Consider the following 12,596-nt stretch of genomic DNA (forward strand, 5'->3'; position numbering starts at 1 on the left):
CTGAACCGGGCAGGCAGAAGGCCGAGCCCGGTCGGATTTCAATCGCGGCGCAGCGCAGTCAGCAGCCACACAACAGCCAGACCAAAAGACGCCAGCGCATTCCAGCTGGCCATCGACAAGCCCAGCATTTCCCAACTGACCTGATCGCAGAGCACAACATTCGTACCATCTGTGGACAGCAGGCTGTTCACATCCAGACCGCCCGATCCGGTGCAGCTGCTTGGACCCTGCCACCATTGGCGTTCAACCCCGGTGTGATAAATCCCAAGACCGCCGGTGATGGTCGCAGCCAATGCGCCGAACCAGGCCAGGCCGCCATATCCCAATGACAGCGCGACCGCACCGATCACAATCGCAGCACCGTGCGGCCATCGTTGCCACAGGCATAGTTCGCACGGGGCAAATCCAAAAAACTGAAACAGGAAAGCCCCACCCAACAGGGCGCAGGATCCGGCCGTGGCAAGAGAAATCAGTGTTTTTCGGTCAAGCTGAGTAATCATAGATATTTCACCATATAGAAGCCCCCCAGAAGGACGAGGACAAAGAGGATCGACATCAAGCCCAGACGGCGTTCGATGAAATCGCGAATGGGTTCACCATATTTCCATAACAATACCGCGACAGCAAAGAAACGGATACCTCGGGCGATGATAGCAGTAACGACGAAGGTCGCCAGCGGAAGACCTGTCCATCCGGACATAATGGTGATGACCTTGAACGGGAAGGGGGTCAGCCCGGCGATCAGTACCGACCAGAACCCAAACGAGTTGAATTTGACGTTGAAGGCCGCCATTGCGTCGGCCTTTCCCATGGTTTCCAGAATGGGCCGCCCAATTTCTTCGTAAAACAACGCACCGATCATATAGCCCAGCAGACCGCCAATAACCGACGCTATCAAAGCTACGCTGGCTATGATCCAGGCACGTGACGGTCTGGCCAGAATCATAGGGATCATCAAGACATCCGGCGGGATTGGAAAGATCGACGATTCGACAAAAGAGATCAGAGCAAGGACCCAAAGCGCCCTTGGATGATCGGCCAACCCCATGGTCCATTGATAAAGTCTGCTGATCATGCCTGCGACTGCCCTTTTGAGCCTGTTACGCCATGTTGCGGCCAAAGCGTCAACAGCAATCGCGGTTAAGTGATGGATCAACGAAATTCCTGTTGCGGCTGTCGGGTGCAATATTTGTATAAACTCTGGGCGCTTTGCCTCTGGACGGCGCCAAAAGAGAAGGGTAATCCTATCGCCGCGTGCCCAAGTGGCGGAATGGTAGACGCAGCGGATTCAAAATCCGCCGGCTTAACGGCCGTGCCGGTTCGAATCCGGCCTTGGGTACCAATTTCCATTCCAGATAGTCCTACTCTGTTTGAATCTCCCTTTTTTCTGGTAGTGCTTGCGTGACATCGGGAAAAGTGGCCCGAATTTGTTGAATGCTACGGAATACGGGCGTCAGAGGGTAGCCGAAGCCTTGTTTTGGCTTGATTGATTCGACGAAAACTTGAAATTGATTCGTCCTGAATTTGTTGTGCGCGGGAAAATGGATACTGTTTTCGAGAGATTGTCGCCAATTCGATAACATTTGAACCAGTTTTGCGGCAGAAATTTGACGGGACCAAAGTCCAGTGAGCTGTCATAGCTTTGGAAACAGTATTTCAACTTAAAATAGAAATAGCGCATTTTATCCGCCATTAGTTCGCAAAGCGGAATTTATTTCTACCGTTTTGTGAGAAAACTCTGGTTAATAGAGGCCGATTTGGAACCAATCAAACACCTGTCTGTCTGATTTTTTGACGACGTTAGACGGAATGTCGGCAATTCAATGAAAATCATCCCTTTGTCTGAAGTGAACTCTTAAGTATGTATAGGGTGTAGCCCTACTGGGGGGGCAACGTCTGCTGGCTGCGGGGGCGGCCAACTAAGTATAGGTCAAGCATTCGGATGGATGCGAGGTACCGCGCGAAAGAGGGATTGCATCCTCTGATCTGCGGCCCGGCCGGTACGCCTATTTGGCGGCCGGACGGAGAAGTGTTGCCTTTCTCATCCTGAATATCGCGCGACCTGTTGGATTTGGCTTCGGGCCGGACCGTGAAGGTTTGGCCACTGCACTCGCAGTATGGGGAACGCCCCATCGCAATTAAGGTGAAAGAGGGTTCAAATGGCTGATTTGGTTCTGGACTGGTCTCTGTTCGGCACATACGGCACCAACTTGGGTGCCTCGACCACCGTGGATACTGGCGGTGTGGCTGTAAACGTAGACTTTACTGCAGAGGACGAAGGTGCCGAGGCGCTGACCGTCAACACGGATAACTATGTTGCGTCGGGTGAAGATTTCGATCCTAACTCGGCACTGAAACTGCTGGGTCTGGGCGGCGAAGGCGGCACTGACGCAACATCGACCGTGGCGCTGTCGTTTACGTCCACCGACGATGCTTTTGACAGCAACGTTCAAAATGTCAGCTTTCGGCTGAACGATGTTGATTTTGGCGCCGACCCGAATAACGAAGGCGGTGTGCATCTCGATGGGGTCACGATCAACGGTTACGACGCCGAAGGCAATCTCGTTCCGGTGACGATCACGCCCGGTTCGGATGTCGGCCTGAGCGGCAACACCCTCAGCGGTATGGCATCCACCTATGAGGCGACCGACGAAGAATCCAGCGCCCTGGTCGAAATCGAAGGTCCGGTTATCCGGATCGAAATTTCCTATACCAACGGCGGTGAAGATGCACAGCGCGTCTATGTCAGCGATGTGCATTTTTCGACCCTCGAAGGCTGTGAAGAACATCCCGAAGATGGCTTGGATGGCATTGTCGAAGGGACCGATGGCGACGACCTGATCGACATCGCCTACACTGGCGATCCCGAAGGTGACATGGTCGACAACGAAGACAACATCTGGCCCGACCAGTCGGAAAATGACGATATCATTGAAGCTTATGATGGCGACGACACCGTTCTGGGCGGCGCCAGCGATGACACGATCGATGGCGGCGATGGCAGCGACTCGATCGAAGGCGGCGACGGGTCCGACGTGATCACGTCCGGCCCCGGCGCGTTGGATGGTGCTTTGCCTGATATGGGCTATCCCGGCCTCTATCCAGCAGATGGCGACACCGAAAATGACCGCGATTATGTCGATGGCGGTGATGGTGCAGACACCATTTCGACCGGTGACGACGCCGATACGATCATGGGTGGTCGCGGCGCTGACAGCATCGATGGCGGCCTTGACGCTGACGAAATCGACGGCGGCAGCGGCGGCGACACCATTATCGGCGGCGAAGGGTCCGACACCATCATGGCCAGCTCGGGCGATGACCTTGTTTATGGCGGTCTCGATCCGATCTATCCCGATGCGGTCAACATCCCTGACGATACCGATCTGCGTCCCGACAATGGTCAGGACTATATCCATGCCGGTGCCGGTGACGACACCGTTTACGGTGCTGACGACGATGACACCCTGTATGGCAGCGCCGGGAACGATTACCTCGATGGTCAGATCGACGAAGACGAGATCTATGGCGGGTCGGGTGATGACACCCTCATCGGTGGTGCTGGTGGCGACCTGCTGCAAGGCGGCGGCGGTGTCGATGAAATCGACGGCGGCGACGATGCCGATACCATCATGGGCATCACAATGGGTGAAGCTGTCCATGGCGGGTCCGGTGGTGACGATGACGATACTCTGATGATTTATGGCATTGGTGATTACAACATCACCGATCTGGTCACGGACAGTGACGGCAACGGGTTTGACGGAACGGTCGAATTCCTTGATGGCACTGGCGCTGTCACCGGCACTGCAACCTTCACCAACATCGAGAATATCGTTCCCTGCTTCACTCCGGGCACGCTGATCGCGACGCCTCAGGGGGCTCGGATGGTCGAAACGCTGCGGGAAGGCGACAAGGTCATCACCCGTGACAACGGCATTCAGGAAATCCGCTGGGTCGGTGCCCGCCGTATGAACGGAATCGAACTGGCGCGCGAACCGAAACTGCAACCGATCCTGGTCCGCAAAGGGGCGCTTGGCAACGGTCTGCCGGAACGCGATATGATGGTCAGCCCGAACCACCGGATGCTGGTGACCAACGAGAAGGTCAACCTGTACTTCAACGAAACCGAAGTTCTGGCATCCGCCAAGCACTTGGTCGGGCTGGAGGGCATCCATAAGGTGAACGTGGTGGGCACCACCTATATTCACTTCATGTTCGACCAGCACGAAGTGGTGCTGTCGGACGGGGCCTGGACCGAAAGCTTCCAGCCCGGCGATATGTCTCTGAACGGCATCGGCAAAGAGCAGCGGGAAGAAATCTTCGCCCTGTTCCCCGAACTGCGCGAACAAGAAGGCGTTGGTAACTACCACGCCGCACGCCGGTCGCTGAAGAAGCACGAAGCCACGCTTCTGACCCTTAAGTAATCTGCAAGTTGCAGCACTGATCCCCGCATCGCGGGGATCAGATGGAAAAGGGGCCGGGGGCTGTCCCTTTTCCACCTTTTCAGCCGTCGTGTTGATTTAGTCACCCAGTTTTAGCCATTTTTCACCTGACTAACGTTTAAGTTCCAGTGGGGGTTTTTGCGTAATGCGCGGGTATGGTTGAAATTCTTCAAGCGGGTAGAAACAGTGACACCTGTTTTTCACATCGAAACAGAACGACCTAAGTTCAGCCGCAATTTTGCCGAAAACTTTCGGTGAATTAGCGTTATCGAATTTCCTTGCGATCGACGCTTTAACACAGGGAGTTTCGGTCGTTATTGAGTCTGAGGTAAAAATGACCATCGTAGATCAAGCATTCGTTTCGGCAGGTGTATCGTCTGCCTCGTCCGCGTCGCTCTGCGGTCACGAACGTTTGGTCCCTCAGACCAACCTCAACCTGGGGGAAGAGAGTTGAACAGCTCATTCATTATCTACGGGATCGACCTTGTTTCCGATGCCAGTGTCACGTCGCAATCCGGCATCGGTCAGGATGGCGCGGGGCAAGTCTCCCTACAAAGCGGTACCCAGATTTTCGGCGATACACAGATCATCGAAGTTCTCGTCGAAGAGATCGAAAGCAACGGTGAACTGACCGGCGCGTCCCGGATTGTCGGCGTCAACGTCTATGATACTCAGACCGATTATGACGCTGGCACGGTTCTCTACTCTTACGAGCCGGGGATAGCTGGCGATTACGCCCAAGCTGCCGATACTCTGAACGGGCAGGGCGACACCTACCTGCTATTCGATGCGAGCATGTTGGTGTCGCTTGATGCCGGTGCGCCGGCGCTGACGACACTTTTCCTTGCGCCAGGAACGGACGCAAATGATAGCTACGGTTCGCTCAGCATAGATAACCACGCTAACGTTGATCTTGACGTAGACGGGTCTGTTTCTGCTGGGGCGCCCGAGACCGGCAATGGCCTGTTCAATATTGCAGCAGCCAGAAGCGCATACGCCCCGGACCTCAGCGGTAACTATGTCGTCGAAGGTGACGGTGGCGATAACTATATCGATTCCATGTATCTCGGCGACCCTGAGGGCGACCGCGTCGATACCAATGATGCTGCAGATGGATCTAACGATGATGTCATCGCGGCCGGGGATGGGAACGACACTGTTCTCGCCGATGCCGGAAACGATTACGTCGATGGCGGTGCCGGGGACGATACTCTGGAAGGCGGCGACGGCAACGACACATTGGTTGGCGGTTCAGGCAGCGACATGTTGTATGGCGGCGTCGGCAATGACAGCGCAATCGGCGGCAGCGGTGCAGACAGTTTCGAAGCCTATGACGGTGACGACTATTTCGACGGTGGTGATGGCGACGACTGGATGAACGGCGACAAGGGTGACGACACCCTTCTTGGTGGCGCTGGCAATGATTGGATGCGTTCCAGTTACGGCAACGATTCCCTGGCTGGCGGTACTGGCGACGATTATATCTGGTCTGGCTATGGTGACGACACCATCACGCTGGAAAATGATTTCGGCAATGACACCATTCTGATGGAAGGTCAGGACGAGGTCTATGGCGACATCTTGGACATGAGCGCCGTTACCGACGATCTGACAATCGACCTGCGAGACACCAACGAGGGCGCAGGCACGATATCCGACGGTACCTCGACCGCTACGTTTTCTTCGGTCGAACATCTGATCCTGGGCAGCGGCACCAATACGCTGGTCTTGGCGGACCTGTCCGGCTCTGATCGGGTCGAAGGGTTTGACGCACCGACGAATAACGGTGACGGCAGCTTTACCGGACAGGATCATCTGGATGTTTCCGGCCTGACTAATTACGAATCGAACCCGATCACGACAGCCGATGTGACGGTCTCCGATGATGGCTCCGGCAATGCGATGCTGAGCTTCCCAAAAGGCGAAGCTCTGACCCTTGTCGGAGTATCCCCATCGGATGTCGCAACTGTAGAGCAACTCGCGGCCCTGGGCATTCCGACCGTTTCGCTGAACGGGATCGTAGAAGGCGATTCCAGCAGCGAATTGATCGACGATGCTTATGTCGGTGATCCCGACGGGGACAGAGTCGATGGGGACGACGCCATCGATCCTTTGGCCGGGTCAAATGATGACAGCATCCGCGCGGGGTTTGGCAACGACACCGTGCGCGCCGGACTTGGCGATGACAATATCGACGGTGAGTTTGGCGATGACAGCCTAGATGGCGGCAGCGGCAATGACACGCTGACCGGCGGGTTGGGGGCCGATACCATGCTGGGCGGCATTGGCAACGATGTCTTTAACATTTCCAGCGGTGATTCCGCGATGGGCGGCAAGGGTGACGATTCCTTTACCGTTGATGACAGCCTGCGCGACGGGGATCATTTCAATATTGATGGTGGGTCCGAATATGAAACAGATGGCGATACGCTGTATGTGAATGGCCCGGCGACGATCAACTATGACCCAACCAATCATGAAACCGGTACGGTGGAATGGATGGACGGCAGCGTCCTGCATTTCGCTGAAATAGAAAATGTCATTCATGTTCCGTGTTTTACAGAACATAGTTCAATCAAAACATTGCGCGGGGAAAAACCGGCTAGTGAGATACGCGAGGGCGATTTGGTCCTGACCCGCGATGATGGGTTCCAGCCCGTCAAATGGGCAGGGTCACGTAAAATGGGCCCGGCCGAACTGGGTTCTAATCCGTCCCTGCGGCCGGTGTTAATCCGTAAAGGCGCTCTCGGGGATAATGTTCCTGATCGCGATCTGATCGTATCGCCGCAACACCGTATGCTGATTTCCGATGCCAAGACCGAACTTTGGTTTGGAAACGAAGAGGTTTTTGTTCCGGCAATTCACCTGACCTGCCTTGACGGTGTCGAACAATTGGGGGCGGAGGCAGTGACCTACGTGCATTTCATGTTCGAACATCATCAGGTCGTGCAGGGCGACGGTGCCTGGAGCGAAAGTTTCCAACCTGGCGATCTGAGCCTTTTGAGCATGGACCACGCGCAGCGGAATGAAATCGTTGCGTTGTTCCCCGAACTGAACGCATTCAGCGCAGACAAGATCTACCCTGCGGCGCGCCCGACCTTATCGGCAAAGGAAGTCACCGTTCTATTCGGCTAAATGTCCCGAGCGCCAGCTAGCCCAGGCTTCAGGCGTATCGAGATCGACAAGCGCGTGGCAATCGGGCAGCGGAACCAGTGTTATCCGGTCGCTATGACCGGTCAGAACAGCACGCGCGCCCTGATCTCCGCGCAGGTTTTGTAGTTCCTCAAAACACTCACGCGGAAAAATTACCGGGTGCCCCGGTTGGCCATCAGCACTGCACCCCCTTGTGATTGCACCGGGGGTATGGGCGCTCAACATCTTGCGCAAATCCTCTGTCGTCAGTTCGGGCATATCGGCAGGCAGGATCATCGCCGCGTCGATCCCGTCGGGCAGGGCGCTTATTCCGGTCCGGATCGAGGCGCCCATACCTTCTGCCGCATCGGCGACCCAGATCGGTTCCGCAATGCGATCAAACAACCGGGCCCGGGGATGAGCGCGAGAGGGCAGGCAGACATAGACCACCGCTCCGGTAGCGAATGCACGTTCCAACACCAGCGTCAGCAATGGCATACCGGCGACCGGTTCCAAAAGTTTGTCGCGTTCTGGCCCCATGCGGGTGGAGCCGCCAGCGGCAAGAACAAGGATTGCGATTGTCATGTGTAACTATGTCTCGCCGCTAAAGGAGAGCCAAGCGCCGCTACGGTCCTGGCAAAGATGTCTTTCATCGTATCAATCCAAAAATAGTTAACAAAAGGCAAAATACTACCCATTATAGAATTTGCCAATTTCATACCGAAGGGAGTTTTCGATGCGGTCCATAATGATCGTCCTTGTGTTGTTCATATATGTCACGGCGACACCGGTAGCTTGGGCGGACACAACAGGGTCATCAGGCAACTTGATCGACAAGTTGCAGCATGCGCAAGGTCACGCACCGATCTATAGCGCAAGCTGCTGCAAGACCTGCCGCAAGGGCAAAGCCTGTGGCAATAGCTGCATTTCCAAAACCAAATCCTGTCGCAAAGCTGGCGGGTGTGCCTGTGACGGATAGGCCGGGTCGGGAATAGTCGCAGCTTTAAAGAGGCCTGATTTTCAGTTTGGTGATCCGGTTTTCCTTGCGGTTGACGACTTCGAACCGAAAACCGTGGAACGAAAAGACCTGCCCAACTGTCGGGATCATTTGCGCTTCGTGTATCACCAGCCCGGCGACGGTGTTGGCTTCTTCATCCGGCAGATGCCAGTCCTTAGCACGGTTGAGGTCGCGGATCGTCATCGCACCTTCGATCAGGAATTGCCCATCCTTGGTTTTCTGGATCGAAAGTTCGGCATCGGGGTCGAATTCGTCGGTGATCTCTCCAACGATTTCTTCCAGAATATCTTCGAGCGTGATCAACCCTTCCAGCGAACCATATTCATCCACCACCAAGGCGAAATGGGTTCGCCGACGCAGGAATTGCCGCATCTGGTCGTCCAGAGTCGTGGTGTCGGGTACGAAATAGGGCGGCATGGCAACGTCGAGAATATTGAATTCCCGCAAACCTTTGGGCGATGCATCGGGACCGAACATCAATTTATGCATGCCGCGCAGCAGATCCTTGGCATGGACCACACCGACGATATTGTCCGGATCATTGCGATAGACCGGCAGCCGCGTATGGTTGCTTTCCAGACATTGGGACAGGATCGTTTCGGCATCGCTGTCGGCGTTGATCATTTCGATTTGGCTGCGATGCAACATAATTTCTTCGACCGCCCGATCCCCCAGATCAAGCGCCCCGAGAATACGGTCGCGGTCTTCTTTTTCCACAACGCCTTCGGAATGGCCCAGTTGCAGCGCGCCGGCGATTTCTTCTCGTACCGCCAAAATCTGACTGTCGGGATCGGCACGGACCCCGAAGATGCGCAGGATGGCGCGCACGAACCAACGCACCGCAGACACAACTGGCGCGAAGACCGTGATCACCACTTGGATGGTGGACGCCACTTTTGCTGCGGCGGTTTCGGCATTGGTGATGGCATAGGTCTTGGGCAGAACCTCGGCGAAAATCAGCACCAGTAGCGTCATCACCAGAGTTGCCAGAGCCACGCCGCTATCGCCAAAGACGCGGGTGAAGAGAGACGTGGCAAGCGAAGCTGCCAGAATGTTCACAAGGTTATTGCCCAGCAGTACCGACCCAATCAGCCGCTCATTATCTTCGGTGATTTTCAGCGCTTGCGCCGCGCCGCGCGATCCCTTGTCAGCATTGTTGCGTAATTTGCCGCGCGACGCGGCGGTCAGCGCGGTTTCGGAACCAGAAAAGAACCCCGACAAGACGAGCAAAAACAGGATCGCCAGAGCCGTGATCCAAAAGGCGCTGTCCAGAGTGATGGCGGTGGTTTCCATGTTGAGCGTATTCCCTTGTATGAAAAGGGTTATGGGCATCAAATCGGTTCGATTCAAGATGGTTGTAGATTGGAGTTGCCCGAAGAGAGGTGCTCTATTCCTTGCGCGCCAGGGGATGATGGTCCAGCACTAAGGCTTTCAGCCGTTCATCCAGAACATGGGTGTAAATTTCGGTCGTGGCCACATCGGAATGTCCCAGTAATGTCTGAATCGCTCGCAGATCCGCGCCATGGGCCAGCAGATGGGTCGCGAAAGCATGCCGTAACGTATGTGGCGTAACCGTATCAGGGCTGACACCTGAGGCAACGGCCAGATCCTTGATGATCTGGAAAAAGCGATGCCGGGTCAAGTGCCCCGATTTACCCCGGCTGGGAAACAGAAACCGTGACTCTGGCGATCCTTTTTCGCGTGCTTGCGCTTCGGACGCGTCGCGCGAAATCAGCCATTCCGACAGCGCTGCGCGGGCCGGCGACGACAAAGGCACCATCCGTTCTTTTCCGCCCTTGCCCAATATCAGTAGCAATCTTGGATCGCCCCGCGCCGCAGCCACGGGAAGCGAGACCAGCTCGCTGACCCGCATGCCTGTGGCATAGAGCAGCTCCATCAGGCAGGTATTGCGCAGCCGGTCCGATCCGCGCCCAACCGTGCGGGCCGCGGTGAGAAGCCGGTCAACCTCGGCTTCGCTTAATGTCTTGGGCAGTTTTTTGGCGCGTCCGGGCCCGCGAATTTGTATTGCCGGATTATCCGGGCGCAATCCCTCTTCAAAGGTAAAGCGGAATAGCTGCTTGATTGCCGACAACCGCCGGGCGCGGGTCGATCGCGCCAGCCCTTGTGCTTCGCAATCGATCAAATAAGTTTCGATCTGATCGCGGCTGACCTGAGTGAAATCTGACTGCCGTGTGGCTAACCAGTCGGTGAAATCCTTCAGATCGCGGCCATAGGCCAGACGGGTGTTGTCGGCCGCACCCAATTCGGCGGCCTGCGCATCGAGAAAGGCGGAAATCCAATGTAAATCCGTCATCGCCTATAACCTGCGATCCAGCAGCAATATTTGCAGCGCGGCCTGCCGCGCGGCGTCTTCCAAACCCACGGCGCGGAAGGTTGCCAAAGCGGTCGCCAGCTCGTTCACTTCTCCACGTACGGCGCGTTCATATAGCAGCATGGCGCGCAGAATCACTTCGCCCAGACGGCCGGCATCCATATCAATGCGGAAAAGGTCGGGCAGGGTTGTTGCCCCGAAACCCTGAAGAATGGCACGTTCAAGTTCTGTCTTCGCAACGGCCTGCTGGGGGTGCCCCTGAGCCAGAGCGGTGAGGAACGTCATTGATCTGAATTCACCACCAAATTTTTGCGCCGCCGTTTCATATTGCGGTGATAACAGCGCCACGCGATAGGCCGCCCGTGCCGTTTCACCGCGTAATGGAAGTTCAAGCAGCTTGGCCGCGAACAGCTTGGCGAATGGAACCTCCAATCGCGCCACTTTCATCGCAATGAAAGCCTTGGGCAGGGTTCTTGCCACTGCTTCGGGGTCGCGCGCATGAAGCGCGATGTCGAAACGCTGCACGGCATCAACACGGTCCCAGATGCCACCAGATGCCGCCGGTAGCCGTTCTGTATAAATCCCCAAAAGCCGGTTTTCCGCCAAAGCACCGGTCTGAGCCAATCGTTCGGCGGCAGCGATCTGGGCTTTCCAGCCCATCGTGCCGCGCAGGTCGGATACAGAGAAAGCACGCGGCAAAGGCGTCGTCGGCATCGGTTCGCCGATCGCCTCTCGAAGGCGGAAAATCAATGGCGACGGTCGCACTGGCGGATGCGGCAGTGGTTCGCCTTCAAACGGCTCCGGGTCAAGGAAGCGATGCAGCAATGCCTCTTCCTGACCGTTCAAGAATCCAAGCGCACGCGCTGTATCCATGGTCAAAGCGGCAGTGGACCAATCGCCGTTCCGCGCGGTGCAGAACACCCGCGCGGCATAGGACGGCGCCAAATGCGGCTGCGAAACCAGCTTGGCGCAGGCCAGATCTTCGTCTCCGGTCAGCAGCGTGGCATCGAACCAGCGCGAAAACAGCGCGGCATTGCCTGTGCCAGTGCGATCCAGCAGCGCCTGCACGGGTTCAACCGCCCCCAGTTGCAGCAAGGCATCCAAACGGGCCTGCAGAAAAAGATTTTCCGGTCCCGTTCCCGCAGGCGCTTCGGCCTCGGCCAGAAGTAAGGTGTAAAACAAGGCCTGCATGGCTGGCAACGACGTCAGGTTTTGCGCCGCGATCAAATCGCCCAAATCCGCAGAATGGCTATGACGCCAAAGGCCAGACGGCAGCCCGGTCATCTGCGGCGGCAACAAACCAACCGCGTCGGCCTGTACTTCGCCCAGCCGGGACGTGTCGATCATCGGCGTCGCAGCCGTATCTGTAACGGGAGGTTCGTCAGGCTGTATCAGCGGCTTTGGCGCCGGATCATTCAGCCAGTCAATCGCAGAAAGTGGCGCCTGGGCCAGCGCCATAGAAGGGCAAAGCAGAAAAACAGCCAGCCTAGCCCGCATCCAGCACCACCTTTAGATGGATTTCTTGCTGTGGGGCCGAAAAATCAACGCCAAGCCAGGGCCCGATATAGGCATAGGCTGCCAGCGCAACGAATCCGATTATCACCAAAATTAAAAGCCATTTTAAGATGCGCCCCATGTCCTGCTGCCCGTTTGTTAATGATTTTCCCTA

8 protein-coding genes and 1 tRNA gene are annotated in these 12,596 nt (G+C 56.2%); 3 read left to right on the forward strand and 6 right to left on the reverse strand.

Going from position 1 to position 12,596, the window contains the following annotated elements:
• Positions 1-38: 38 nt before the first annotated feature.
• The gene (locus VOI23_RS04595) at positions 39-500 is read right to left on the reverse strand and encodes a disulfide bond formation protein B (RefSeq protein ID WP_323782228.1); all 462 of its coding nucleotides are present in this window, start codon (positions 498-500) and stop codon (positions 39-41) included.
• Entirely contained in the window at positions 497-1,075 is a 579-nt protein-coding gene (locus tag VOI23_RS04600) for a YqaA family protein (protein ID WP_323782231.1), read from the reverse strand. The genes VOI23_RS04595 and VOI23_RS04600 overlap by 4 nt, the downstream gene beginning before the upstream one ends.
• Positions 1,076-1,256: 181 nt before the next feature.
• Between VOI23_RS04600 and VOI23_RS04605 the strand changes: the two genes are divergently transcribed.
• The 3 genes from VOI23_RS04605 to VOI23_RS04615 all read left to right on the forward strand — a co-directional run bounded on the left by VOI23_RS04605 (position 1,257) and on the right by VOI23_RS04615 (position 7,580).
• A tRNA-Leu gene (locus VOI23_RS04605) sits at positions 1,257-1,342 on the forward strand.
• 817 nt (positions 1,343-2,159) lie between these two features.
• On the forward strand, positions 2,160-4,427 hold the full coding sequence (locus VOI23_RS04610; protein WP_323782234.1) for a Hint domain-containing protein: 2,268 nt from the start codon (positions 2,160-2,162) through the stop codon (positions 4,425-4,427).
• Between the two features lie 468 nt (positions 4,428-4,895).
• Positions 4,896-7,580 carry a Hint domain-containing protein gene (locus VOI23_RS04615; protein WP_323782237.1) on the forward strand — a complete coding sequence of 895 codons (2,685 nt, stop codon included), beginning with the start codon at positions 4,896-4,898 and terminating at the stop codon, positions 7,578-7,580.
• Here VOI23_RS04615 and VOI23_RS04620 read toward each other — a convergent pair.
• From VOI23_RS04620 to VOI23_RS04635, 4 genes are all read right to left on the reverse strand, one after another.
• Positions 7,569-8,162 (reverse strand): nucleotidyltransferase family protein, encoded by a 594-nt coding sequence (locus tag VOI23_RS04620; protein WP_323782240.1) that lies wholly within the window; start codon positions 8,160-8,162, stop codon positions 7,569-7,571. The two genes, VOI23_RS04615 and VOI23_RS04620, sit on opposite strands and share 12 nt — an antisense overlap.
• Positions 8,163-8,580: 418 nt before the next feature.
• Positions 8,581-9,888 (reverse strand): HlyC/CorC family transporter, encoded by a 1,308-nt coding sequence (locus VOI23_RS04625; protein ID WP_323782242.1) that lies wholly within the window; start codon positions 9,886-9,888, stop codon positions 8,581-8,583.
• A gap of 94 nt (positions 9,889-9,982) precedes the next feature.
• The gene (locus tag VOI23_RS04630; protein ID WP_323782245.1) at positions 9,983-10,909 is read right to left on the reverse strand and encodes a site-specific tyrosine recombinase XerD; all 927 of its coding nucleotides are present in this window, start codon (positions 10,907-10,909) and stop codon (positions 9,983-9,985) included.
• Between the two features lie 3 nt (positions 10,910-10,912).
• Positions 10,913-12,424: a hypothetical protein gene (locus VOI23_RS04635; RefSeq protein WP_323782249.1), complete on the reverse strand. Its 1,512-nt coding sequence runs from the start codon at positions 12,422-12,424 to the stop codon at positions 10,913-10,915.
• Positions 12,425-12,596: the final 172 nt, after the last annotated feature.

Source organism: Thalassovita sp. (genome assembly GCF_034670005.1).
Taxonomy (GTDB): domain Bacteria; phylum Pseudomonadota; class Alphaproteobacteria; order Rhodobacterales; family Rhodobacteraceae; genus Thalassobius.